The 25,445-nt window shown below is 60.6% G+C and carries 18 protein-coding genes; 12 read left to right on the top strand and 6 right to left on the bottom strand.

Annotated features, from left to right (window positions below; genetic code table 11):
• Window positions 1-347 precede the first annotated feature (347 nt).
• Window positions 348-3,341 (top strand): vitamin B12-dependent ribonucleotide reductase, encoded by a 2,994-nt coding sequence (locus Mal15_RS18155; RefSeq protein ID WP_147869071.1) that lies wholly within the window; start codon window positions 348-350, stop codon window positions 3,339-3,341.
• Between the two features lie 613 nt (window positions 3,342-3,954).
• On the opposite strand, the gene Mal15_RS18150 is transcribed toward Mal15_RS18155, so the two are convergent.
• The 6 genes from Mal15_RS18150 to Mal15_RS18125 form a co-directional block, all read right to left on the bottom strand.
• Entirely contained in the window at window positions 3,955-4,701 is a 747-nt protein-coding gene (locus Mal15_RS18150) for a YebC/PmpR family DNA-binding transcriptional regulator (protein ID WP_147869070.1), read from the bottom strand.
• A 76-nt stretch (window positions 4,702-4,777) separates the two neighbouring features.
• Entirely contained in the window at window positions 4,778-5,887 is a 1,110-nt protein-coding gene (locus Mal15_RS18145) for a hypothetical protein (RefSeq protein WP_147869069.1), read from the bottom strand.
• Window positions 5,888-5,995: 108 nt separating this feature from the next.
• A complete protein-coding gene (gene rbfA / locus Mal15_RS18140) occupies window positions 5,996-6,442 on the bottom strand; it encodes a 30S ribosome-binding factor RbfA (protein ID WP_147869068.1) in 447 nt (148 codons plus the stop codon).
• Window positions 6,443-6,546: 104 nt separating this feature from the next.
• On the bottom strand, window positions 6,547-9,531 hold the full coding sequence (gene infB, locus Mal15_RS18135; RefSeq protein WP_390623370.1) for a translation initiation factor IF-2: 2,985 nt from the start codon (window positions 9,529-9,531) through the stop codon (window positions 6,547-6,549).
• A 387-nt stretch (window positions 9,532-9,918) separates the two neighbouring features.
• The gene (gene nusA / locus Mal15_RS18130) at window positions 9,919-11,367 is read right to left on the bottom strand and encodes a transcription termination factor NusA (protein WP_147869066.1); all 1,449 of its coding nucleotides are present in this window, start codon (window positions 11,365-11,367) and stop codon (window positions 9,919-9,921) included.
• A gap of 151 nt (window positions 11,368-11,518) precedes the next feature.
• Entirely contained in the window at window positions 11,519-12,352 is an 834-nt protein-coding gene (locus Mal15_RS18125) for a hypothetical protein (RefSeq protein ID WP_147869065.1), read from the bottom strand.
• A 547-nt stretch (window positions 12,353-12,899) separates the two neighbouring features.
• On the opposite strand from Mal15_RS18125, the gene Mal15_RS18120 reads away from it, so the two are divergent.
• The 11 genes from Mal15_RS18120 (at window position 12,900) to Mal15_RS18070 (ending at window position 25,347) form a co-directional block, all read left to right on the top strand.
• On the top strand, window positions 12,900-13,328 hold the full coding sequence (locus Mal15_RS18120; RefSeq protein ID WP_167547224.1) for a type II secretion system protein: 429 nt from the start codon (window positions 12,900-12,902) through the stop codon (window positions 13,326-13,328).
• A gap of 81 nt (window positions 13,329-13,409) precedes the next feature.
• Window positions 13,410-13,919, top strand: a complete 510-nt coding sequence (locus Mal15_RS18115) for a response regulator (protein WP_147869063.1) — start codon at window positions 13,410-13,412, stop codon at window positions 13,917-13,919.
• Complete coding sequence (locus Mal15_RS18110) at window positions 13,912-15,444, top strand: ATP-binding protein (protein WP_147869062.1); 1,533 nt, start codon at window positions 13,912-13,914, stop codon at window positions 15,442-15,444. The genes Mal15_RS18115 and Mal15_RS18110 overlap by 8 nt, the downstream gene beginning before the upstream one ends.
• A gap of 18 nt (window positions 15,445-15,462) precedes the next feature.
• On the top strand, window positions 15,463-15,795 hold the full coding sequence (locus Mal15_RS18105; protein ID WP_147869061.1) for an STAS domain-containing protein: 333 nt from the start codon (window positions 15,463-15,465) through the stop codon (window positions 15,793-15,795).
• Window positions 15,796-15,813: 18 nt separating this feature from the next.
• Complete coding sequence (locus Mal15_RS18100) at window positions 15,814-17,649, top strand: GspE/PulE family protein (protein ID WP_147869060.1); 1,836 nt, start codon at window positions 15,814-15,816, stop codon at window positions 17,647-17,649.
• A gap of 31 nt (window positions 17,650-17,680) precedes the next feature.
• A complete protein-coding gene (locus tag Mal15_RS18095) occupies window positions 17,681-18,913 on the top strand; it encodes a type II secretion system F family protein (protein WP_167546897.1) in 1,233 nt (410 codons plus the stop codon).
• A 206-nt stretch (window positions 18,914-19,119) separates the two neighbouring features.
• Complete coding sequence (locus tag Mal15_RS18090) at window positions 19,120-20,232, top strand: hypothetical protein (protein ID WP_147869058.1); 1,113 nt, start codon at window positions 19,120-19,122, stop codon at window positions 20,230-20,232.
• Entirely contained in the window at window positions 20,229-21,098 is an 870-nt protein-coding gene (locus tag Mal15_RS18085; protein ID WP_147869057.1) for a hypothetical protein, read from the top strand. Before Mal15_RS18090 ends, Mal15_RS18085 begins: the two co-directional genes overlap by 4 nt.
• Entirely contained in the window at window positions 21,095-21,790 is a 696-nt protein-coding gene (locus Mal15_RS18080) for a hypothetical protein (RefSeq protein ID WP_147869056.1), read from the top strand. Before Mal15_RS18085 ends, Mal15_RS18080 begins: the two co-directional genes overlap by 4 nt.
• On the top strand, window positions 21,780-22,412 hold the full coding sequence (locus tag Mal15_RS18075; RefSeq protein ID WP_147869055.1) for a hypothetical protein: 633 nt from the start codon (window positions 21,780-21,782) through the stop codon (window positions 22,410-22,412). The genes Mal15_RS18080 and Mal15_RS18075 overlap by 11 nt, the downstream gene beginning before the upstream one ends.
• 148 nt (window positions 22,413-22,560) lie before the next feature.
• The gene (locus tag Mal15_RS18070) at window positions 22,561-25,347 is read left to right on the top strand and encodes a type II secretion system protein GspD (protein ID WP_147869054.1); all 2,787 of its coding nucleotides are present in this window, start codon (window positions 22,561-22,563) and stop codon (window positions 25,345-25,347) included.
• Window positions 25,348-25,445 lie beyond the last annotated feature (98 nt).

Below are 25,445 nucleotides of genomic sequence, written 5' to 3'. Positions count from 1 at the left end.
TTCCACTACCGGTAGTGACATCATTACTGGTATTGCAGGATCTGTCGCGGGTGGCCCTATAGGAAGACTTGCACGGTTGGGAAGGATCCCTGGAGGACTTCTTTGCCGTTGTCTCGGCATCCTCAACTTGGGTCGGCGTGATTGGTGTGTTCTTTTTCCTTTTTTCACGGACGACCAAAACCATTCAATCAGTGCGATCAGGCGGCCCGGGGAAGGTGACTTGGGGGGCTGGTCAAGCCAAAGAGGCGGCGCACGATGCGGGGCAGAAACGTTCGCGTCGGACGACCTACTGAAGGACAATCGAATGGAGTTGGTCCCACGGACGATTCACGGAGTTTGTTTCAACGATGGCAACTGTTCTCCCCACTCAATCTCAGTCTTCGGCCGGTGGCGACTCTGACTTCGAAAAGGTCAACGAGCAACACGGGCTGGAGTATGCGACGCGCGTGTTTGGCACGACGCTTCGCGGCGACCGATCCGGACTGAAGATCGATCCCGTTTTTTGCCCGGCCGACGGCAAGACCCCGTTTGCGACGACGCAGTGGGAACTGCGTTCGGCTGCGATCAAGGATGAAAACGGCAATGCGCTGTTCGAACAGCACAACTGCGAAATCCCTGCCAAGTGGAGCCAGCTGGCGACCAACGTGGTGGTCAGCAAGTACTTTTACGGGGATCCCAAGAAGATGGACGAGCGGGAGCGCTCGGTCCGTCAGCTGGTGCACCGGGTGACGCGGACGATTGCGGACTGGGGGTTGGCCGACGGTTACTTCGACACGCCGGCCGACGGCGAGAATTTCTATCGCGATCTGACCTGGTTGTGTCTGCACCAGCACGGTGCGTTCAACAGCCCGGTCTGGTTCAACGTCGGTTTGCACCAGCAATACGGTGTGACCGGAGCGAAGTGCAACTGGGCGTGGAGCCGCGAGGAGAACGAAACGTTCCAGCCGGAGAATCCCTACGAATTTCCGCAGGGTAGTGCGTGCTTTATCCAAGCCGTCGAAGACAACATGGAAGACATCATGCGTCTGGCGTGTGCCGAGGCGATGCTGTTCAAATTCGGTTCGGGAACGGGAACGGATTTGTCGACGATCCGGTCCTCGCGCGAAAAGCTGTCCGGTGGTGGAACGCCTTCGGGGCCGCTGTCGTTCATGCGGGTGTATGACTCGATCGCCGGGGTGGTCAAAAGCGGCGGAAAGACACGCCGTGCGGCCAAGATGCAGTCGTTGAAGGTCTGGCATCCGGATATTTTGGAGTTCATCGAGAGCAAGTGGTCGGAGGAAAAGAAGGCCCATGCGTTGATTCGCGAAGGCTACGATTCGAACTTCAACGGTGAAGCCTACAGCAGTGTTTGTTTCCAGAACGCCAACCTGTCGGTCCGCTTGACGGACGATTACATGCACGCGGTCCGCGACGGCCAGCGTTGGCAGACGCGTTGGGTGACCGACAAGGCGACCGGCGACGCGCCGTCGTATGACGCCAAAGAACTGCTCAATAAGATGTCCGAGTGTGCCTGGCACTGCGGCGACCCCGGCGTCCAATACGACACGACGATCAACCGGTGGCACACCTGTCCCAACAGTGGTGCGATCAATGCGTCCAACCCGTGCTCGGAATACATGTTCCTGGACAACACGGCGTGCAACCTGGCATCGATCAACTTGATGAAGTTCGCCGGCAGCGACGGATCGTTTGACGTCAATCGATTCCGCGCGGCGGCTCGTCTGTTCTTCATCGCCCAAGAGATCCTGGTCGATCACGCCAGCTATCCGACCGAGCCGATCGCTCGCAACAGCCACAAGTATCGCCCGTTGGGACTCGGTTACAGCAACCTGGGATCGCTGATCATGTCGCGCGGGATGGGATACGATTCCGACGCCGCACGAGGGTTGTGCGGATCGTTGACCGCGTTGATGCACGGCGAAGCCAACCGCACCAGTGCCGAACTGGCCGGCGTGGTCGGTCCGTTCGACGGCTACAGCGAAAATGAAAAACCGATGCTCGGCGTGATGCGAATGCACCGCGAAGCGGCCGACCAGATCAACGATGAAGGCCCGGCCGGACTGAAGCAAGCCGCACAGAAGCTGTGGGATGACGTCTTGGAGATCGGTGAGCGGTACGGTTTCCGCAACGCCCAAGCGACGGTGTTGGCACCCACCGGCACGATCAGTTTCATGATGGATTGTGACACGACGGGGATCGAACCGGATATCGCGCTGGTCAAATACAAGCAGCTCGCCGGCGGGGGCATGTTGAAGATCGTCAACCAGACGGTCGCCCAGGCACTGAAGAAGCTCGGTTACAATACCGACCAGATCGAAGCGATCCTGGCCTTCATCGACGTCAACGACACGATCGAAGGTGCACCGGAATTGAAGACGGAGCACCTGCCGGTGTTTGATTGTGCCTTCACACCGGCCAACGGCGTGCGAAGCATTTCTTGGCGGGCCCACATCACGATGATGGCCGCCGCACAACCGTTCCTGTCCGGAGCGATCAGCAAGACCGTCAACATGCCGCAGGATGTGACTCCGTCGGATATCGCCGACGCCTACTACTGGGGTTGGGAATTGGGGCTCAAGGCCATCGCGATCTACCGCGACGGCAGCAAGCAGTCGCAACCGCTGAACACGAAATCCGAAGACGGCGAAGGGGCGGCCAGCCAGAACGTGGTCACCAAGACGGTCGAGAAGATCGTATACAAGCCGCGGCGGGAACGGTTGCCCGATACCCGCAGCAGCGTGACGCACAAGTTCACCATCGCCGGTCACGAAGGCTACCTGTGCGTCGGGCAGTACCCCGACGGACGACCGGGCGAAGTCTTCATCACGATGGCCAAAGAAGGTTCCACCGTCGGCGGCATCATGGACAGCTTCGGAACGGCGCTTTCCATCGCATTGCAATACGGCGTGCCGTTGGAAGTGCTGGTCAACAAGTTCAGCCACACCCGGTTCGAACCGATGGGCCACACCAGCAACAAGGACATTCGGATCGCCAAGAGCGTGGTCGACTACATCGCGCGATGGTTGGGGCTGACCTTCATGAGCAAGGATTCCAGTGTCTCGGCCGATCCGGTGCCGACGGTGACCAGCGATCCGATCAACAGCGCCAACGGTCCCGAGGTCGTCGTCGCCGATGCGTCCATCATGGCGTCCGAACGGGCCGGTTTGCTGGCCAGTCTGGCCGGTGGAAATGGTCATGCGGCCAAGGACGGAAATCGGCAAGACCAGTTTGCCAGATTCCAGATCGATGCCCCGAGCTGCGACAACTGTGGCAGCATCACGGTCCGCAACGGCAACTGCTACCTGTGTCACAATTGCGGCGCGAGCATGGGTTGCAGCTGATCAATTCGGTCGCCCCAGTCAAACGACAAAAGGCCCACGCGAATGCGTGGGCCTTTTTTGGTTTCAGGGGCGTGCGCCCCGAGGGGAATGCGCGTCAAGTCGAATCGAGCATTCATTGCTCATGTAGATCAACTCTCCCTGACGGCATGGGGGCAACACAAGTCGGCTCGCAGTCTAGAGCAGGGCTCCCCTCTCCCTAAAACAGATCGCGCGAACGACTTCGATCGCGGAACGACGATGCCCGCGATCTGTTTTGGGGAGAGGGGCAGGGGGTGAGGGGCCATGCACCCGAGCAGTTTTCAGGCCGCTAGCCCCTTCATCCCCGGCCCTTCTCCCCCGCAAAGCCGGGGGAGAAGGGAGCCATCGTAAGTTGTGTAAACACCGATGCGTAGAGGGAGGGTCGCGGAGGAGTCTGCGCTTGGAGCGGCGAGGGTTGATCCGCGATTCGATGTGACCGGAGGACAAGAGTTTCCCGGCAATTCACCGTTCGACCTCCCCTCGCCCTTTCTGCCACCAGCACGTTGATATCCAAAAACCGCACGACCTCTGCCAGGGAGGGTGAATTCTAAACCTGTGCGTTTGTTCGCTCTTGGCTGGGAGGGGCGTCCCACGCCTACTCGCCGGCCATCATCTCGTCGGTGATGTTCAGATTGGTGCTGACGTTCTGGACGTCATCGTGGTCGTCCAGTTGTTCCAGCAACCGCATCGCCTTTTGACCGGTGGCTTCATCGACGTCGACGGTCGTTTGTGGGATCAGCGTGACCTGTTTGACTTCCGTCTCCAGTTCGGCCGCTTCGAAGGCGTCTGAAAGTGCGTCGAAGTGATCGGGCAAGCACGTCACTTGCAATTTGCCTTCATCGGTTTCTTCGACGTCTTCCCCGCCGTGTTCGAGCGCGATCAGCGTGACACTTTCTTCGTCGACCGACTGGGCATCAAAGACGAACAAACCTTTGCGGTCAAACAGGTAGGAGACGCACCCGGTTTTACCGAGTTCGCCGCCGAGTTTGGAGAAGATCGATCGCAGTTCGGGGGCGGTGCGATTGCGGTTGTCGGTCAAGCTTTCGCACATGATCGCGACGCCGCCGGGCCCGTACCCTTCGTACAGCACTTCCTCCACACGATCACCGCCCAGTTCACCGGTGCCGCGTTTGATCGCACGGGTGATGTTGTCTTTGGGCATACTGACGGCTTTGGCGTCGTCGATCGCTTTGCGCAATTTGAAGTTGGCCGCCGGATCACCACCGCCGGACTGGGCCGCCATGATGATCGCCTTGCTCAGCTTGCTCCAAAGTTTACCGCGGGCGGCATCCACGCGACCTTTGCGGTGCTGAATGTTCGCCCATTTCGAGTGACCTGCCATGACCGTGCTCGGAATCGAAGATGGAAGAGAGGGATAGGGGGACCTGCCCAGTGGGCCGCTTCCGCGTCGGCAAAGCCTAACGTGGTTTGCGTTTGGACAGTTTGCGGTTCGTTGATTTTTTGGTCGCGGCCTTGGTGGTCGCTGATTTGGATGAACCCGACGCCTTTTTGGAGCTTTTCTTGGTCGCCGTGCCGGACGACTCTTCGGCGTCGGCCTTTTTCGCCGTCACCTTTTTCTTGGCGGGTTCTTTTGTTTCAGCTGGTTTGACGGCGCTTTTTTTTTCAGCCGACTTTTTCGCGCCTGAAGCCGCGGATTTGCCGTCGGATTTTGACTTCTTGGTTGTGCTCGCGCCGGCTTTGGACTTGGCGGAGTCCGTCTTTGAAGACGCTTTCTTCGCCTTCGCTTGCTTTGCGACTTCGGCTTCCGCCTCGGCTTCCAATTCTGCGGCCGCTTTCTCTTCGCGTCGTCGTTTCTTGACGCGGCGGATCGCGGCCTTCTTGCTCGCTTCCCACTCGTCGTACCGTTCGGAGGAACCCTTGGCGACCGCATCGATCAAGGCACGCGCCTTTTTGTCGTTGTGGTCCAGCAACAGCGCGACGCCGGCTTGGTGCAACAGCGCCGAAAACTCCACCGCCTTGTTCTTCGGGATCGCTCGCTCCAGGCCGGGGATCTTGCCGTCGGCGGCTTCGTTCTGCGATGCGATGCCGGTGGACAACATGATCACCATCCCGGCGTAGTCGACGGGAATCGAGTGACCACCCAAGCCGTGTTGGATGGTGTAGCTGAGTACGAACGGCGTCATCACCGGCATCGATTCGAATCGGGCGACGGCCTTGCCCAAGTTCTCTTTCTTGAGATGGTCCAGGTCGAACGCGTAGAACTCTTCAAAGACGGCTTGCAGGATTTCTTTCAACCGTCGCGCGGTCTTGGCCGGATCGGGCATTCCCGACAACACTTGCGTCAATTCGGTGACGGTGGTCACGCGGACTTCGTTCCAGTCGAAAAACTCCTGCTCGCACTTGGCCAAGCCTTCATCAGCCAGGTCATAGGGAGCGTCCTGAAGCAAGCAAGCGTACAAGAGGTGTTCGAGCAGCGGACGGGAGGGTTGCGAGGGTGGAAGCGTGTATTTCTTCTTCAGCTCGGTGTGCAGCTTCGTGATCAGCTTGGCTCGGTTGCTTGCGGCCATCGTTTTTGTGGTTCGGGAATTGTGTTTGCGGGAGTTGCGTCGTGCGTCCAGTCGCTGCGTCGCAGTCTTATCAGAGTGGATCGTCTTGGTAGGTGTCGGCAGCGAGAATCACGAAGATTCTGGGGCGCCGGTCGCGGATGTCGGGGGATCGCCATCGATCGGCGCCGGATCGACGTCGGAATCTTCCGTCGCGGCGGACTGTTCGGCCTGTTTTTCACGGCGGATCTTGCCGAGCAATTCGCCCACAACCATGGCGTTTTCCATGCCGCGGTTGAGTTCAAATTGCAGGCGGGGCGTGTACCGCGTGTCGATACGGTTGGCGATCTTTGACTGCAGAAAACCGGCGGAGTTCTGCAGCCCGCGGAGCGAGCGTTGCTTCTGCGCTTCGTCGCCCATCACGCTGATGGAAACGGTGGCTTCGCGCATGTCGGGCGTTACTTCGACACCGATGACGGTCACGTCTTTGACGCGGGGGTCTCTAATTTCGGTCAAGATAGCCGACGCGACGACCTCGCGGATCGCTTCGGCGGCTTTCAACATTCGACGACTGGTCACGATGAACCTGAGCGGGGAAAAAACGAGAGAAACGGTCGTTGGACTTGTCGATTGACCCGGGGCGTGCCGATGCGGCATTGCCCCAGGGGTCAACGCGATACGAATCAATCCAACGTTCGGGCCACTTCTTCGATTCGGTACGCTTCCAACACGTCATCCTGTTTGACGTCATTGAAGCCTTGTAAACGAATCCCGCACTCCATTCCACGAGGCACTTCTTTGACGTCTTCTTTGATACGTCGCAGCGAATCCAGTGCGTAATCGCCGATCGTTCGACCGTCGCGATTGACACGGATGCGACAACCGCGTTGGATCGAACCCTGTGCGACGTAACAACCGGCGATCGTACCGACGCGGCTGATCGAAAAGACTTGTTTGACGAGTGCCCGTCCGAGTTCGACGACGCGTTCTTCCGGCTTCAGTCGGCCCTCGATCATCGCCCGGATGTCGTCGGTCAACTTGTAGATCACGTCGTAGCGTCGAATCTGAACGTCGCGTTCGTCGGCCAGCGACCGAGCCTGTTCGTCGGGGATCACATTGAATCCCAAGATGACGGCGTTGGACGCACTGGCTAGCGTCACATCGGCCAGCGTGATGCCGCCGACGCTGCGTTGCAGCACCTTGATCTCGACTTCCGGGTGATCGAACTTGCCCAGTTCTTTGTCGATCGCTTCCAACGACCCTTTGACGTCGGCACGGACGATGACGTTCAGTTTGACCTTTTCTTCGGTCTGTCCCAAGCGACCGCCTTGCAGCATCTCTTGGAAATTCTCGAACGAGACGGCGGTGGTGTTGCCCGAGAGCGTTTGTCGACTGGACGCGTCGGCACGTGACGCGGCGATTTCGCGGGCGTCGGTGATGTCTTCCAACACGTGGAATCGGTCGCCCGCACCCGGCGGGTCTTCCAGACCCATCACACTGACCGGTGTGCTCGGACCGGCTTCGGTCATCGCTTCCCCGGTCAAGGTGTTGGTCATCGCGCGGACCCGGCCGTAGGTGGGGCCGCAGACCAGGATATCGCCGACGCGGAGGGTGCCGTTTTGCACGACCAGTTTGGCGACGACACCGCGGTCACCCTGTTGCTCCGATTCCAGACACACGCCCAAGGCGTTGCGGTCGGGGTTGGCCGTGTATTCGTTCAGCTCGGCGATCGTCAGCAGCGTTTCCAGCAATTCGTCCATGCCGGCACCGGTGATCGCACTGGTCGGAACGACTTCGACGTCGCCGCCCCACGCGCTGGGCGTCAATTGATGTTCGGTCAATTGCGTCATGACCCGGTTGGAGTCGACGCCTTCCAAGTCGATCTTGTTGAGCGCGACGACGATCGGAACCTCGGCCGCCTTGGCGTGGCTGATCGCTTCTTCGGTCTGCGGCATGATGCCGTCATCGGCGGCCACGACCAGGACGGCGATGTCGGTGACGTTGGCACCACGGGCACGCATTTCGGTGAACGCTTCGTGACCCGGCGTATCGACAAAGGTGACGCTGCGGCCGTCTTTTTCGATTTCGTAGGCACGGATGTGCTGGGTGATCCCGCCGGCTTCGCCGCTGACGACGTTGATCCCGATCAAGTAGTCCAGCAAACTGGTTTTCCCGTGGTCGACGTGCCCCAGGAAGGTCACGATCGGCGGGCGAGTCACCAACGCGTCGGGATCGTCGGAAAGCTCTTCGATTTCCGTAATCAGTTCGTCTTCGAGAGACTCGGATTCCTTCAGCTGCAGTTCCAGGTCGAGCTCGGCTGCGATCAATTCAGCCGTTTCGTATTCCAGTTCGGCATTGATGTTGGCCATGATTCCCATGCCCATCAACGCTTTGAGGACTTGGGCCACACCGATACTGGCGGCTTCGGAGAAGCTCCGCACGGTGCACGGCAGTTCGATCTGGACGGGTTCCTTCCGCGGTGCTGCGGTGTTGGTCCCCTTGTGTTGCAGCGTTCGGCGTTGACCGCGGTTGTCGTCGCGGCCATAGCTCCGCGACAGGTCACCGGATCGACGACGTTTTCCGCTGCGGTCCTGACGAACCCCGGCCATCCCGGAGAGCCCCTTCTTGCGAGGCTTTTCGTCGTCTTCGATGCCGCGTTTGCCTTTGTCGGTGAACCCAGACAGTCCGCCACGTTTTCCGGACGGACGTTTCTGCTCGTCCGATTCAGCGGCCAGTTTTTCCAACGGCGCCTTCATGCCTTGTTTGTGGCCGGCGATCAAATCGGGGCTGAGTTTGATTTCGGGCTTTTGCGCCTTCGGTTCACCCTTGGCCTTGGCGGGGACTTCGGGCGGGGCGTCGGGCAGCGATGCGAGGTTGACGGCGATCCGTGGCTCGCGACGCTTGCTCTTTCCTTCGCCCTTTTTTCCTTCACCGCCGCCGTTGGAGCGATTGTCCAGGGAGCGCACTCGCCCGGCACCGCCGGTGTTGCCACGAACGGCCAACGGGCCTGCGGAGCGTTGCGGGGGTGCGGTGCGTGTCGGCGGAGTCGGTTTGGCGGGCGGCGCCGGTTCCGCTTTGCGGGCCGGCGGCGCGGGAGCTTTTTCCGGCTTGCTCGGTGACTTGGCTGCCGGCGTTTCCGCGGCGGGCAGTGATTGGGGGGAGGACGGCGATCCGGGCTCCTTGCCCCGCGCGACTCGTCCGGCCAGCCCGCTGCTCCGTCGGCTGGTGGCCGGCAGTCGCACATCGGGGGACTGTGCGGGCGTTTCGTCTGTGGCGGCAGCCGGCGGCTCGGAAACCGGGGGCAGCGGGGCGGGGGCCCGCAGTTTCGGTTCCGGCTTGGCGACGGGCTTGGATTCGGCGGGCGCTTTGGCTGCTGCACCTCCGCCTTTGGGAACGGATTGAAGATTCACGGGCTTTCGTTCGGGCCGTACGGCCTCGCGAACGGCGACGGGCTTGCTCTCTTTGACTGCCGTCGCGGTTGAAGCCGGAGCGGGTGCCTTTGCCGTTTCGGCACCACCGCTTAGATGATCGCGCACCCGTTGGGCTTCGTCATCGGTCAGGCTGGCAAGTGCCGAGCCTTTTCCGGTGATGCCAACTTTCTTAACGAGATCAACCAGATCTTTACTATCGAGATTAAGTTCTTTTGCGAGCGCGTAAATGCGTGCCACTGGGTCCAAATCCTGTCAAATTGGGCGGAACCCGCCATGCCTCTCGTGCATTGCCTGCTTTTCTCATGGCGGCGTTCCAAATCATCTTTTCTAAAGGTCACATAAAAAGCTCCTCCATCGGCCGAGATTCAGCACGCACGTTGCACGCCGAGCGTCCAACGGACGACCGAACCAAGTCTCAATCTGACGCGGTGAAAGGTTAGACCGCGAGAGCGTGGAACGGGGTAGGCCGGGATGGTTTTCTTCTTTCAGTTAATGGTCGGGCCAAGTCGAGGAGATCGAAATTGCCCGCTGCGGAAGCAAAGGATAGCGAAAAAGACCGTCTTCGCAGAGGTCCGACCTGGGGGCAAGACTAGATTTCACTCGACTTTTTCCCTCAGCACCGCTCTAGCCTTCCTGGGGCGACTTAACCTCCGATGCATCGGCGGGCTCGGAATCATCCGAAACCGACTCTGCAGTGGGGGGCTCGGGCGGCTCTTCGGGCGTGTTTTGCTCCCCTTCCTCCATTGCGGCCGATTCGCTCCCTCCGTCGGAAGGGGCGGCATCGGGTTCGGTTTCGCCGGCGGCCTCTGTCGGAGCTTCGGCTTCTGCCTCCGGTGTGGGTTGGGGTTCCATCACTCCGGCGGCTTCGGCTTCCTTGTGCAGGCGTTCACGTTCCCGGCGGGCCTGCCGTTCTTGTGCCGCCGCTTCTTCTGCTTCCTCTGCCTTTGCCTCGGCAGTGTTCACAATCAAATCAACCTGCTGCTCGGTCAACCCGCTCATTTCCATGAAAGCGTCGGGTTCGATGACGGATAAATCGTCATAAGACAAATATCCCTGCTCGACGAGGACCTGAGAGATCTCGGGGGTCATCCCTTCGAGCTGGCTAAATGCTTCGACCGCACGTTCGATCTGTTCTTCCAGTTCGCCGCCGGTCATGATTTCGATATCCCAGCCACAGAGCTTGCTGGCCAGTCGAACGTTTTGACCCCGGCGACCGATCGCGAGCGACAGTTGGTCTTCTTGGACCAAGACGATCGCTCGGCCGATCATGTCGCACAGCAGCACCTGTTCAACTTCGGCCGGCTGCAGGGCGTTGGGGATCAGGACCTCGGGGTCTTCGCTGTAGCGGACGACATCGATGTGCTCCCCGGCCAATTCTTCGCGGACGGCTTTGATACGACTGCCGCGATAGCCGACACAGACAGCGATCGGGTCGACCTGGCTGTCTTCGCTGCTGACGGCGACCTTGCTGCGGTAGCCGGGTTCGCGGCTGATGGAATTGATCGCGATCACCCCCTCGCTCAGTTCGGGGATCTCTTGTTCGAACAACCGTTGGACCAGCTGAGGTCGGGTTCGGCTGAGGACGACGCGGACTCGGTTGCCGGTCGCTTTCACTTCGAACACCACCGCTCGCACCCGTTCGCCGGCATGCAGGGTTTCGCCGGGGATCTGTTCGCTGCGCGGCAAGATCGCTTCCACATTGCCCAGATTGACCGTCGCCACGCCACCGTCGGCGCGACCGATGATCCCTGCGACGGTGTCTCCGATCTGCTCGCGGTATTCCGCCATCAGCGAGTCGCGTTCGGCCTCTCGAACCTTTTGGATGATGACTTGTTTGGCGGTTTGGGCCCCGATTCGGCCGATCTGATCGTCACCGAGTTGTTCGCCATCGAGCGAAGCGGCGATGCGTCCGTTTTCGCGATTCAATTGAACCTTGATATCGGCGTCTTCGCCATATTGTCGCTTTGCTGCGGTCTGCAAAGCCGCCTCGATTGCCGAGAACACCAGTTCGGTGTCAATATTTTTTTCGCGGTGAAGTGAATCGACATATCGGAGAATGTCTTGTGGGTTCATAGCAAGCGTCGCGGCATGCGCTGGTTGGGCGGAATCGGGCTTGGTTCAGGGCCTAGGCGAGCAATCCAGCACTGATCGACGGCAAAAAATAAACCCGGGCCTTGGGGCAGGACCGGGCAGTTGCGTGTACCAGTGCTGATGAAGTGTCAAGTTACTGATAGGGCCATCGAGTGTCAACCAAGACCGCAGGACGCAAGGTGATCGGGGTGACCGCGTCAAACACGCCTTCGCCGGGCACCGAGACACGAACCCGCAATTGGCCGAAACTCGCCATGCCGATGGCCGACCTGGCGGATGCTCGGTCGTGCCGGTCGGTGAGTGCCGTGGGGCTTTCGAATGCCGGGCTGGTGTGGCGGATGATGCCCCGACGCGACGCATGAAAGCCACCCGCATCGCCCACGGCCGGATGGGAGGTCGCTGGCCAACCGGTCAGCGGAGCGATCGGGTTGCGAAGCGGCAACCGAACCGTCGCGATTCCATCGGCGGCAAACTGGAGCGGCGAATTCCAAACGATCGGCTTGAGGTTTGCATCGACGTAGCCGGTAAAATCGTGGGTCGGTAGCCGTGGCATCAATTCGAACCGTGCCGTCGCCCGCCGCACGGTGACCACGCAGTCGTCGTTGCCGATCAACATCACTTTGGCCAACCAACCATCGGGATCGGAATCGGAATCGAATTGGGCGATCTCGGCACTCACCAAGGCGGACTTGGGACGCTGCGACCGCGCGGTCTGGCGACCGGAAGGAATTGCCGGAGTCGAAGCCGCCGCGGTGTCGGATTCGGCCGACGCACGTTTGACCATGACGATGCGCTCGCCGATTTGCATTTCCGTGTAGGCCGAAGCGTCGTCGCTCGACTGCGTCTCCGCATTCCGGTGCGATTGAGTGTCTTGGCCGTTCGTTTCTTGACCGTTGGATCGGATCGCGATGCTTGCCAATAGGATCGCAAAGATGATGATCCACAGGGGGCGTTGGTTCTCGTTCAACGGACGTCTCGATGATGGGGTGGGGGGAGTCTGGCGTGGTGTGCCGATGCGGTTTGCAAATCGAGGGCCAAGTTCAGTCGATCGAGCGGGATTCGCCGCGCTGTCATCCGCCGCAGGCACCGCCCGATCCCGGGCAGGAACGTGTGAATTCCCATTGGGCGGCCGTTTGCCCGCAAAAAAAGGGAACGTTTCGGGTCCGTTGTGCGGAACAACCGGGGCCGGCGGCAAAAGGTTGCGTCGGCGAGGCGTGCGGTGACATCTTGCAACACGGCGTTCCGCTGGGGCAACGCGTGTCGCAGGCCCGCCACCGTTGATCAATCGCAACGGTCGTGCCGATTGCAATGCGACGAGGCACTCTTCAGGGTGGGCCAAAAGAACGGAATTTGCCCTTGCACGACATCAATCAGGGAAACCCGTCCTAGTTTTCAGTGCGTCACAAGGCGGACCGGCACTCGAACCAATGACAGTTGTCAACGGTGAGTGTGGGATCGCCGTTCACCACAAGACAGCTGGCGCTTCAGCAATCAACCAACAAGGGCAACTGGATATGACACGCAACAAGCGTCAAGGTTTTTCATTGATCGAAATGGTCATCGTGATTTTGATCCTGGGCATCATCGCCGCAGTCGCAGCTCCGCGGATGTTTGATACCGCCGAACAGGCAGAGATCAACACCACACGTCAACAGCTGGCAGTGCTGCGAAACGCGATCGAAATGTATCGCGCCAAAGAGGGTGAGTACCCGCCCAGCGGCGACTTGAAAACCGCGATGGCGGACATGCTGAACGGCCCGTTTCCGGTGCCGACGTTCGGTCCCGTTCGAGGCCTGGATGAAGTCTATTACGACACCACGACGACCTCCGCCCCGGTGGTCCCGGCACCCGACGGCACGAGTGGATGGGCCTACAAGCCGCACAACGGCAGCTTGAAATTGAATCTGGATCCGGCCGGAACCGACATCGGCAAGGATTGGTGAACCACGCTGCCGTTCATCGTAGCTGCCGTGTGATTACCCCAGTTTCGTACGACTGAAGCCTGCCCCCAGAGATCGCTTTTCATGTCCACTCCCCCGACCGTGCTGATTATCGAAGACGACCCCGTCTTTCGCCGCGTGCTTAGCTTTACGGTCGCCAAGAGTGGACTCGCCGTCGAGACGTGCAACGACGGTCAAGCCGGATACGAACGCCTGCAGCAGGGCGGCATCGATTTTATCGTCACCGATTTCCAAATGCCGCGTTGTGGCGGAGTCGAACTGCTACAGCGGCTCGATGCACTGGCCGACTACAAACGCCCGCCGGCAATCCTGTGCACCGCCAAGGGCTTGGAACTGGATAGCGAACAGCTGCGGCTGGACTTCCGATTGGCGTGCATCATGCACAAGCCGTTCAGTCCTCGCAAATTGAGTGAAGTGATTGTCCGGCATCTGGAACAGGATGGCCAACTCAACGCGTCGGACGCGCCGCGTGTCGAACGAGAGTTTCCCACCTTGCCGCCGTTGAATCTGTCGCTCGGTTTGCCGCCGGGGCAGGGAATTCCCGATCCGCCTCAGGGCCACGGAGATGTCTAATTCCCCATCGTCCGCCGCGTTCGGCAGCGGTGAACGCACGGCGGCGGAAGTCGATACCGTCTGCGCCGATCGAGCGTCCGAAACGAATCCGTCCGCTCCCGGTCAGGCCTTGGTCACCACTCGGATCGGCGTTCTGTTCTGCGTCACCGCCCTGTGCGCGCTGTTATGCGGCGTGGCGGCCAGTTCGCTGCCGCAGCTGCAATCGTTTCAGTCGCTGATGTGGGTGGCGACCGTCGCGGTTTGTTCGCTCAGCGGCGTGATGTCGATGCGTTCGGTCCGCACGCTCCGCACGATCGAAACGGAATTGCTACAAAGCGGCGGCAAACCGGAACGCTGGCGAACAGTCCGCCCGATCATCGGCCAGGAGCGGATCACCGAGGCGTGGAACGAATTGCTGCGCGAAGCCGAGTCGGCATCGAGCAACCGGGACGATCGCACGCCCGCATCGTTGGATCAAGAAGCGATCACGCTGGCCCGCGCCATGCGCGGGCTTCCGGCGGCTTGGGTGATCACGGACTTGGACGGCCGACTGTTGTTTATCAGCCCACCGGCGTGCAGTCTGTTCGGTCTGACCGAAGACGCCAATCACATCGGACGCGACTTGTTGGACCTGCTGGGGCTGCGTGCCGGCGACGAATCGGTGATCGCCAAACGCCAACGGTTTCTCAGCAATGTTCGCATGATCCAAGAACGCCACCAGGTCGCAATGGGCGGAGAGCGCGTGCACCTGCGGATCGCCCGCTCCAGACTGGATGGTCGCAGCGGCGACGGTGAAGGGATGGCGTGGATCTTGACTGATGTGACCCAACAGGAATTGGCAACCCAATCGCGTGATCAGTTTCTGTTGACCGCGACCCACGAGCTGCGTACCCCGCTGAACAACCTGCAAGCCTATGCCGAGGCGCTGCAGGCCGAAGAGAACCTTGAAATCGATCAACAGAAAGAGTTCTGTAACGTGATCGTTTCCGAAGCCCATCGTCTGGGCCGATTGGTCGATCAACTACTGACCGTCGGGCAGATGGAAGCCGGATCGATGGTCGCCAATCGGCACGAGTTGGAATTGTTGCCGATGGTCGAATACGCCGCCGATCAAATGAAAGCCCAGGCCGATCAGAAACGGCAACGTTTGGTCACGGACTTTGCCGCCAAGCTTCCCACGGTCTTCGGTGACCGGGACAAGCTGCAAGCCGCACTGGTCAATCTGGTCGGCAACGCCGTCAAGTACACCCCGACCGCCGGCGAAATCATCGTTCGTTGCGGCGTCGTCGACAACTGGATCCGCATCGACATCCAGGACAACGGCCCTGGAATCGAGGAGGAAGAACAGGACAAGGTGTTCGACAAATTTTTCCGCGGCAGCCATGCGGCCAACAGCGAAATGCGCGGCAACGGATTAGGACTGGCATTCACCCGCGAAGTCGCCCGAATGCATGGCGGCGAAGTCGACCTGGATAGCGAGGTCGGTCGGGGGTCGACGTTCTCGATGCGTTTGCCGATCGGCGGCCATTCACGCAGCGGGATCTAAGGAGATCAGAGTACGTCCATGGTCCGTCTTGATAAACACGGCAGCGTCTACGTCGTCCGCAGCGAGGGTCCGCTGCGGGCCGAAACGATCGGTCCGATCGGAGAGATGATCGGCAGCAAGCTGACCGGCGGCGTCCCGGCCGTCATCGTCGACTTTAGCGACACCCCGCTGATCGATAGCCGCGGATTGGAGTGGTTGTTGGATCTGAGCGATGAGTGTTGTCGTCGTGGCGGATGTTTGCGGCTGTGCAGCGTCGGCGAATTGTGTGACGACCTGTTGCGAATCACGGGCGTCGGATCCAGCATCGAATCCTTCCCCGATCTGACGACCGCACTCGGCAGTTTCGCTTAATCGGAGGATCTGATCACGATGAAAACCAGCTCGGGTCCCTCCCAATCTTCCGTCGGCATCGCCCCGGCCCGGATCGTGCATCCGTCGCGCCGCCCCGGCACCGAACGCTCGGTCCAGCCGCTCGGCAGCCGCTTGATCGAAGCGGGCTTGATCCGCGAAGACCAGTTGGAAACGGCATTGGCCCACCAGGCCAGCGAAGAGGATCGGTTGCAAGCGTTGGCGGCCCAAGAGGGCACCGACACGATCGGCCGAATCAAGCGAAAACACTTCAAGCGTCTCGGCGAGGTCGTGGCCGAGTTGGGGCTCGTCGACGAGGCCAATCTGCTGCCCATGCTCGGCGAACAGCTGGGGGTGGAAGGCGTCAAACTGCGGGAAGGATTGATCGATCCGGTCGCTGTTTCGTTGATCCCTCGCGACTACGCCGAACGGTATCGTGTCTTGCCGCTGATGCGGGTTCGGGATGAGTTGACCGTCGCGATGGCGGATCCACAGGATCTGGCCGCGATCGATACCCTGGCCGATGTCAGCGGTTGTCGGATCCGCCCGGTGTTGACCCTGGCCAGCGGCATTGAGCGGCTGTTGCCGCGATGCTATGAAGATGACTTCGCCGTCGATTCGGTCACCGCCGACCTTGACGTCGAACAGCTGGAATTGGACAGCGAAGCGATCGACCTGGACCTGCACGGCACCCAGCAGCTGGCCGAAGGCAGCCCGGTGATCAACCTGGTCAATTACGCGATCATCCAGGCCGTCCGACAGGGCGCCAGCGACATCCACATCGAAGCCGGTAAGAAGTTCACCTCCGTACGGTTTCGCATCGACGGTGCACTCCGCGAGGTCATGAAGCCCCGCAAGGAGATGCACGCCGCGATCGTGTCGCGAATCAAGGTCATGGCAAAGCTTGACATCGCCGAACACCGCCAACCACAGGACGGACGGTTGCATGTGCGGATCAGCCGTCGCGACGTCGACCTGCGCGTCAGCACCTTGCCGACCGTGCTGGGCGAAAAGGTGGTGATGCGGGTGCTCGACCGCAACAGCGTCACCTTCGACCTCAACAGTCTGGGCCTGCCCAATGCGTCGTTGACCTCCGTCCGTCGCATGTTGTCGCGGCCGCACGGGTTGGTGTTGGTGACCGGGCCGACCGGAAGCGGAAAAACGACGACGCTTTATTCGGCCATCGAACTGATCAAGGGGATCGAGCGGAACGTGATCACCGTCGAAGACCCGGTCGAATACCAGTTGGAACTGATCAACCAGGTTCAAGTCGCCAAAGAAACCGGGATGACGTTTGCACAGGCCCTGCGGAGCATCCTGCGGCAGGACCCCGATGTGATCATGGTCGGGGAAATCCGCGACCGCGAAACGGCTGAAACGGCGATCCAGGCCGCCCTGACCGGACACCTTGTCCTGAGCACCCTGCACACCAACGACAGCGCCGCGGCGATCACACGTTTGATGGACATGGGGATCGAAAGCTTCAAGATCGCCGCCAGCCTGGTCGGCGTGATCGCACAGCGGTTGATGCGGAACTTGTGTCCGAACTGCAAGGAGACGTATTACGCGTCGACCAAAATGCTGGACGAACTGCACTACACCGGTGACCCGCGGCAAAGCTTTGCGCGCAGTCGCGGATGCGGGGAATGTTACGAATCGGGCTATCGCGGGCGTACCGGGGTCTACGAGCTGTTCGAAATCACCCCGGACATTCGCACGCTGATCAATCAGGGCGCCGATTTGGAAACGCTGCGACAATCCCGCAACGGGCCGTCGTTGTTGAGCGAAGGGATTCAATTGGCCCAGGACAAAGTGACCAGTTTGGAGGAGGTCGGGCGGGTCGCACTGGTCGATTAAAGTCATGAAAGCGTTTTCCCCCCTGACACCGATGCCAGGCGATCGTGATGCGGCGTCGGATTTTTCCACGTCGCCGTCTTTCGATCGGTTCAACGTCGGTGAAAAATCGTACCGGTCGACCGGCAGCACGACGCCCGCCCCACGCCAGGGGACTCGGGGCAACTTGACCGCCGGCGGATTGGGATCGCCCCAGCGGCAAACTTCACCAGGCGGCGTCTATTTGTTTCCCGTCTCGTCGTCGACGGTATTGTTGAGTCTGAATCAACTGGCCGTGATGAGTCAAAATGGCGTGGAGATCGCCGAGGCGGTCGGACACGTCGCCGGTCATTGCCAGGATCCGCGATTGGCGGCATCGCTTGACGCGATTCACCTTTCGCTCAGCGGAGGGATGACGTTTTCCAACGCCGTGGCGACGCATGGCGAGTACTTTCCCGCTTCGTTGCCGGCCATGCTGGCAGCGGCCGAAGCAACCGGCGACGTCCCAGAAACGTTGGCCAACGTGTGCGAACGCATGCGGGGACAATTGGAGATGCGGGCGTCGATCGTTGGTGCGATGATCTATCCGGTGATCTTGATTGCCGCCGCGTCGGTGGTGATGACGGCGCTGATTCTGGGCGTGTTGCCCCAATTCGGACGTGTGTTCCAGTCCACGGGGCGGCCCGTTCCCGCATCGACTCAGTTCTTGTTGGATGTCGGCACGTTCGGGCGAGATTACTGGATGATTCTGTTTCCCGTCGGCATCGCGATCATGGCGGGGGCGTTCATGCTTCGACGGCATGCGTTGATTCAGCGACCCGTTGGCAAGATGTTGTTGTACGCGCCGATGATCAAGGACGCCTACCGACCCTTAATCGCCGGACGTTACTTTCGCACCATTGCGGCGATGGTTCGGGGCGGGGTGCCGATGTTGCAAGCGGTTCAATTGACACGAAACACCGTCCAAGACCAGTCGTGGCACGAGTTGCTCGGTCGGGTCGAGGACAATCTGATCGACGGGTTGAGTGCCAGCGACGCTCTCGCCACGGCGGACTTTTTGCCCACCGAAGCAACACAGATGATGGCGACCGGCGAGCGGACCGGACGCGTGGCCGAAGTGCTGGAAGACATCGGTCGGTTTTACGAACAAGAGGGCGGGCGGAAAATCAAACGACTGGTCGTTGCGCTCGAACCGATGATCATTTTGCTGATGGGCGTCTTGGTCGCGGGAATCGTCATGTCGGTCATGCTGCCGCTGTTGGACGTCTCGACCATTCAACAAGGTTGATCGCTCGCTGGTGATGCCGTCGACGGGTGGTTCGGATGTTCCGATTGCGACGACAATGCTAGTCCGCCCTGCAGGTCAGGCGCTGCCGTACCGCCTTGCGCTGGCCGCATTCGTTTGTACGTGGCGTCTCTGTGACGTACATCCATGGTGATTCACCATCGTGGATGAAACTCGCTTGCTCGGTTGCATCTTTCTCGCGTCCCCCCATGACATCGGCCCCGCCCCAATCCTCGATCCCATCGGCAGACGTCAATCACGCTGCGCCGGTGACGACCCCCGGGCGACGAAGCCGGTGGTTTTCACAGACCGGCAAGGCCTATGTCGGCATCGACGTCGGGGAACACGTGGTGCGTGTGGCAACGCTGCGGCCGATCGGTCGCAATCCGGATGACTTTAAGTGGGCCGGCCGGCATCAATTCGATTTGCCGACCGAGCGAAACCAAGACATGACGCCGGAGTGGTTGGACGGCGTTCTGGAAACGATCGACCGGCGGCTGCCGCGCTGTATCGACGGGGACACCAATCTGACCGCCATCGCCCTGCCGATCGCTTGGACCCATTATCAGACCGTCATCGGCACCGAAATCCCGCAAATGCGTCAGCGCTGCAGTGAAATGTTCGCCCGTTCGGTGTTCCAAAGCCCGGCACACCTTAGCCATTGGCCCGTCGTCGGGGCCCATCATGGAAAACCGGGGGGCGAAGACCAATATGTCATCGCAGCCACGGCCGAACAGACCGCGTGTCAGATCACCGACATCGTCAGCGACAACGGGTACATTGTTCAGTCCATCTTGCCGCACGGAGTCGCCCTGGTCCACGCCGCCGAATCGCTGACCGGGATCGATGCCCAGTGTGTCTTGTGGCTCAGTCAGGCCTCGGCGCTGATCGCCGTGCGACACCAGACCGGCGTCGGATTGACCCGCACGCTGCCTTCGGTCCCCGATCAAATTCTCCGGTTGGATCAGGCCGATCGTCCGTTGGATGCCCACGCCTTGCGTCCGTACCTGTCGGAGGTCGCCAGAGAATTCCGCGCGACCGCGCGTTATGCCGCCCGCGCGGACATGGCTGCGGGATCGAAAAAGCCAATTCTGATCGCAGGTCCGCTGGCTGAAATTCCCGGCGTGGATGAAATCATCGCGACCCTGACGGAAACACCCGTCGCCATTTGGTCGTACCAAGGGACCAGCCGTCCGGCAACTTTGGCAAAACACCGCCATCGAGATCCGGAACTCGTTCGCCGACTCGATTCGTCCTACGCCGGAGCTCTCTCCCTGGCCTTGGCTGCTTCCCGTGGGTCTCGGCGAGGGTACGGCAGATGAGACAGCAACAGCAACGCGACGCGGTCGCCTGCCCACGCGAAAACAGCGTCGGCATCGATTTTGTCCCCGAGCCGTCCGGCGCCGCGGACCAGATGCCGTGGCCGCCCGCGGATTCCCCCAGTCAGACGTCCAGTCGGACACTCAGTCAGACGCCCAGCCAGACGTCCGGTCACACGCCCGGTCACACGCCCAGTCAGACGTCGCCCGAAGCGGATTCGTCCGGCAGATCGACCATCGTCCTTGACTCGTTCGGCGGATGGCAGGATTTTGAGCTGCTGCCTCCGAGTTATCGCTCGCGTCGTCACGCCGAACAGGCGTTTCACAAATGGTCGGGGGTGTTGTTGGTGCTGCTGTCGATCACCGTCGGGTCCTCCATCGCGTTGTGGATGCGCGGGCGACGATTGATCGCCAAGAACGCCGATCTCGTCACCCAGTCCGCTCCGATCGCCGAGCTGCGCCGAAAGACACAGCTGTTAGAAGCCGAGAACGCCGTGCTGGAAAAATGGTGCTCTTGGGTTGAGTCGGCCAAACCAGACGATAGTGTGGCTCAAGTGATGGGGGCCGTCACGCTGGCCACGCATCCCGGACCCGCCTTACCGCAGCAGCAACATCTGGATGTCCAATCGATCGAGATCAAATTGCCGCTTGAATATGACGCGTCGTTGAAAGAGCCACCGAACTGGGCAGCCTCCCGATTCACGTTGACGGTGATGGCCAACAGCCGGGACGTCTTGATGCCCTGGAATGACCGATTGGAGAAAAGTGGTCGTTTGAAAGATGTCGCGCTGACCACCCCGGGTGGCGCCTGGCGCGAAGCCCTGATTCGTGTCACCGCACAACCACTTTCATCAAGGTTGGTGCCATGAAACAAACCAACCGTCTGCTTCGCAGGAAATACAAGCTGCGCTCAAGATCTCCGCTGATGGTGCATTGGTTGAACACGCCGCTGCGGTGTCATGTGGTTTGTGGAATCAGCGCCTTCGCACTGGTTGCGTCGAGCTGTCTGTTGTGGTTGCGTCCTGAACTCCTGGCCGCCGACCGCACTCACCAACCACAAGAAATCGCCCAAGCGATCGAATTGATCTCCAATCGAAATCAATTTCGCAATCAATATCGGCAAGCCCAACAGCAGCGTGAGGAAAACCAGTCACGCGTCGATCGTATTGCGGGCTGGTTGCCGGAAAGCCGATCTTGGGAAGACGTCCGCTCGGTCTTGCAAGACCTGGCAACGGACTGTGACGTCCAGCTGGTCACCATGGATCGAGGGACCACCCACGGCGGAATTCGCGTCGCGGTGTTGGACACCGAATGCGAAATCCAGGGCACCTACGGCAACGTTTGCGAGTTTCTGCACCGGATCGTCGCCGCCGAGTTGCCGATCTGGTGCGACGAGATTCAAGTCGTCCGGGCTGAGGGGGCCAAGCGTCCTGCCGAAGCGTCCCGCGGCAATCATCCGCCCGTCCGTTGTCTCGCCACGCTGTCCCTGAGAGTCCCTTACGCGGGGAAAGCGACGACGGCGGCAAAATTGTTACAACGGAGGAGCGATGATGACAGCTGACCTCGCACGTCCCGGTACTCAAGGCCCGAGCACCCATCCGTCCAGCACCCATCCGTCCAGCGCCCGTCCATCCAGCGCACTTCGTCCCCGAACGGGCGGAGCGCAAGATGCGAAAAAGAAGAAACAACTCGTGCTGGTCGCCGTTTTGTTGGTCGTGCTGCTGGTCGCACTGGTGTTTTCTCCCTCGGGTGGTGACCCGAGCGGATCGGGCAGCCCGGCCGGTGGCACCGCGGTGCCGTCCGTCAAGACGTCGCCTGTTTCGTTGAAACCGCTCTCGCAGAAAGATTCGGGTGACAAGCCGAACGATTTGACGCAGGATTTTGTTGCCGTCGACGAACTCCCCAGGCTGACACACGAACAGCTTGCGGCGGTGGATTTGTTTCGCAGCGCGGCAGTTGAAATTGACGAACCGCTCGACGAATCGCCGGTCAATGACTCGCTCGCTGAGCCGAAAAGGCCCAAACCCAGGGCGGAATACACGTTGGGAGCCGTCTACGGGGCCTACGACGGTCGAGATCGCAAGGCGTTGATCGACGGGAAAATCGTCCAGCCCGGTGAAGAATTGGACGCCGGCGTCATCGTTCTGCACGTCTCTCCAGAGGGGGTGGAAGTGACGCCGTAGACCCCGAATCTGGCAAAAGCGGATCAAGTTGCCGGGTTTTCCTTCGCTGCCACACCTCAGACGCCGATAGGTCAAGAGAGTTGGTTTATACCGATTGTGCGGATTATTTGGGTTCTCGTTTCATCCACGGCGCAAGGAAGCTCTCCGGATGCGGATTCTGTCTCTGGCGATCATCGCGATCCTCTGTGTGGGGATGATGTGGTGCGCGCATGCCGCGGATTCCAAAGAAAAGCGGGGCGGCGACGTGGTTGTGTCTGCCCCGAGGGCGATCGCGTCGCGCAATTCCCGACCCGAAATCGCGAATCGGCAGCGATCCCACGGGAAAACAACGACCGCAAGGGAAAAGGGCCGCCCTGCGCCGCGGCAACAGCCTGTCCTCGTCGACTCCTCCATCGTTCTCCTGCGCGGGAAATCCAAATCCGTCTTGCAGGCCGAAACCACGCCGGCGACCGAGTTGCGACGCGATCCTTCGGCGGGCGGGAGAAGCGAAGTCGAGGGGGCCGCGACCACGCCGAAACCGAACGCGACAGCCTCGCGGAAAGCGGCCCCTCCGCTGATTCCCCTGCCGGCAGAGATCGACGCTTCGGCGATTCGGCTGGTTGCCGCAATCGACGAGTCCCCCAGCGGTTCGACCGCGCCTGCGGCGCTGCAGCAATCGCCAGCAGCTCGGCGGAAGATGCCCGAAATGCCGATGGGGCCGATTGCGCAAGTTCAGTGGACCGCTCGCCGGCCCGCGGTCAATCAGTCCGGCCGAGGTTTTTCACCGCTGATGTCGACGCCATCGCTTCCGACCGATTTGAAACCATTGCCAAAGTCGTCCCGATCGGCGAATGATCTGTCGACCGCCACGACAAAGAAACAGTCGGCGATCGAATCGTCGCAGCGGTCGGATCGGAACACCGGCGTCAGCGCGACGATGTTGCCGCAACCCGACACGTTGGATCTGGAACTGGATCGTTCCGCACGATCGTCGGATTTTCGTTCCGCATCCACCCAGCCGCGTCGACCCGTCGAGAGTACGCTTGATCGCGACCCGGCCGTTTCGAACGTTGCCCCCATCGTCGGACGCCAACGAAGATCAACCGACACGTCCAAAGTCATCCCCATCGCGGGAAGCACGCCGACGCAGATCCCCGTCGCGGCCGCACCCCATGTCACCGCTTCCCAGGCGGGCGGATCATCGCAGCAGAGGACGACGACAAGAAACGTCCTGCAGCCCACCCGCGTGCCGGACCGGTTGCGCCCGGTGGCAACGTCGCGGTTGATCCCGGCTCCCGAGCCGGTCGGGTCGATGCCGCACCCGACCAAACCGTCGCCCCTGAAGGCGCCTTTCAAACCATCCCTGCCGATTCAGCCGACGGACATCGGGAATATCAACGCGATCACCGTCGCCCCATCACCGAGGCCCCAGCAACGTCAGGCAAACGCCGAGATCCAATCGGTGGTCCACCGCGAGGAAGTGTCCGCGAATGAACAACACGGAGATGCAATCGCCGACTTAGTTGTCGGGGCGCTCCCCTTGCCGTCCAAACGCGTGGTGCAAGTGGCCGCAGAGTCCGAGGAGGAGGACGTACAGGAATTAGAGGCACCGGTCGCGCTCGCTCCGCCGCCGACCGACCAGAAGGGAATTGCGATTCCGCTCAAGTCCGCGCCGGGAACCGACCGAGCGACGCTGGAAAAACACCAGGATCTGGTCACGCTGGTTGCCAACGACGCCGAGCTTCGCAGCGTGTTGCGAATGATCGCCGACCACCACAAGTTGAATCTGGTGATCGGCCCCGATGTCACCGGGCCGGTCACCGTCAGCATTCGTGGCGCACGTTTGGACGAAGTGCTGGATGCGATTTTGGGTGTCGCCGGATTTCATTGGCATCAATCGGGCAATTTGTTGTACGTCACCGGGGCGGACGCGGCGTCGCTGGACCCCAAGGTCCAGGGGCGACGGCTGCAGGTCTATCCGCTCAACTACGTTGCCGCCGCGGACGTGCAACCGGTCGTCACCGGATTGCTTTCGCCGGTCGGAAAGGCGCACACCAGCGAATCCGATGCCGTGGATCAGCTGAAGACGCGCGAGTTGTTGATCGTCGAAGACAACGAGGCAGGGCACCAACGTGTCGCACAGTATCTGGCCCAAATCGACGTACCGCCACGCCAGGTCCTGGTCGAAGCCCATGTGTTGCAAATCGACTTGGATGACGAGGAACGTTATGGCGTCAATCTGCGTGGATTGGCTCGGATCGCGGGTGCCAAGGTGATTTTGGAAGGATCGAATTTCGCCGAAGAAAACCCCGAGGGGCCGTCGTTCGCGTTCCGGATCAATGGAACCGATATGGGGCACTTGATCGAAGCGATTCACACCAACACCAATTCACGCACATTGGCGTCTCCCAAAGTCAGCGTGGTCAATCGGCAAACGGCAAAGGTGCAAATCGGTCAACGCTTGCCCTACGCCGTCGCCACCACCACGCAGACCGCGACGATTCAAAACGTGCAGTTTTTGGATGTCGGGATCGTGCTGGAGGTCACTCCGGTGATCACACACGACGACCAGATCCTGATGACGGTGCTGCCAAAGGTCTCCGGCGGAAAGATTACCGAAAGCGGCTTTCCGGAGGAGGACACCACCCAGGTTTCGACAACGGTGCTGATGCCCGATGGCAGCGGGCTGGTCATCGGCGGCCTGATCCGTGAAACCGACACCCAAAGCGATGCGGTCGTCCCGGTCGTCGGACAAATCCCCGTCATCAAGCGGCTGTTCAACAAACGCGCCGCCGAGAGCCGCCGCAACGAGTTGGTCGTTGCGTTGGTCACGCACATCATGCACGACGCTAACCCGGTGCGTGAAAAAGAGTGCTTGGATCTGCAAAAAGCTTTGCCGCCACACGCCGCATCGCAGCTTCGCTATTCGCCCGAAATCCGCTACTCGAACCAGTAGGCTTTGTCCCTCAACCCGTAGCGGAAGCCGCCAAGGCTTTCGACTCGCAGCATTCCACACGGGAAAAGCCGAAATTCTTGGCAAATTCCGCTACCACA

It is taken from the genome of Stieleria maiorica, from assembly GCF_008035925.1.
Lineage (GTDB): Bacteria > Planctomycetota > Planctomycetia > Pirellulales > Pirellulaceae > Stieleria > Stieleria maiorica.
The sequence above is the reverse complement of the archived record's forward strand: the minus strand, read 5'-3'. Positions and strand labels throughout refer to the sequence as shown.

What these genes read in the sequence shown, in the direction of transcription:
- Mal15_RS18150 (WP_147869070.1), bottom strand. Translation starts at nt 4,701, where the DNA reads ATGGCAGGTCACTCGAAATGGGCGAACATTCAGCACCGCAAAGGTCGC.
- Mal15_RS18080 (WP_147869056.1), top strand. Translation starts at nt 21,095, where the DNA reads ATGAAACAAACCAACCGTCTGCTTCGCAGGAAATACAAGCTGCGCTCA.
- Mal15_RS18085 (WP_147869057.1), top strand. Translation starts at nt 20,229, where the DNA reads ATGAGACAGCAACAGCAACGCGACGCGGTCGCCTGCCCACGCGAAAAC.
- Mal15_RS18075 (WP_147869055.1), top strand. Translation starts at nt 21,780, where the DNA reads ATGACAGCTGACCTCGCACGTCCCGGTACTCAAGGCCCGAGCACCCAT.
- Mal15_RS18105 (WP_147869061.1), top strand. Translation starts at nt 15,463, where the DNA reads ATGGTCCGTCTTGATAAACACGGCAGCGTCTACGTCGTCCGCAGCGAG.
- Mal15_RS18145 (WP_147869069.1), bottom strand. Translation starts at nt 5,887, where the DNA reads ATGGCCGCAAGCAACCGAGCCAAGCTGATCACGAAGCTGCACACCGAG.
- Mal15_RS18070 (WP_147869054.1), top strand. Translation starts at nt 22,561, where the DNA reads ATGCGGATTCTGTCTCTGGCGATCATCGCGATCCTCTGTGTGGGGATG.
- Mal15_RS18120 (WP_167547224.1), top strand. Translation starts at nt 12,900, where the DNA reads ATGACACGCAACAAGCGTCAAGGTTTTTCATTGATCGAAATGGTCATC.
- Mal15_RS18155 (WP_147869071.1), top strand. Translation starts at nt 348, where the DNA reads ATGGCAACTGTTCTCCCCACTCAATCTCAGTCTTCGGCCGGTGGCGAC.
- nusA (WP_147869066.1), bottom strand. Translation starts at nt 11,367, where the DNA reads ATGAACCCACAAGACATTCTCCGATATGTCGATTCACTTCACCGCGAA.
- Mal15_RS18110 (WP_147869062.1), top strand. Translation starts at nt 13,912, where the DNA reads ATGTCTAATTCCCCATCGTCCGCCGCGTTCGGCAGCGGTGAACGCACG.
- Mal15_RS18100 (WP_147869060.1), top strand. Translation starts at nt 15,814, where the DNA reads ATGAAAACCAGCTCGGGTCCCTCCCAATCTTCCGTCGGCATCGCCCCG.
- Mal15_RS18090 (WP_147869058.1), top strand. Translation starts at nt 19,120, where the DNA reads ATGACATCGGCCCCGCCCCAATCCTCGATCCCATCGGCAGACGTCAAT.
- Mal15_RS18095 (WP_167546897.1), top strand. Translation starts at nt 17,681, where the DNA reads ATGCCAGGCGATCGTGATGCGGCGTCGGATTTTTCCACGTCGCCGTCT.
- Mal15_RS18115 (WP_147869063.1), top strand. Translation starts at nt 13,410, where the DNA reads ATGTCCACTCCCCCGACCGTGCTGATTATCGAAGACGACCCCGTCTTT.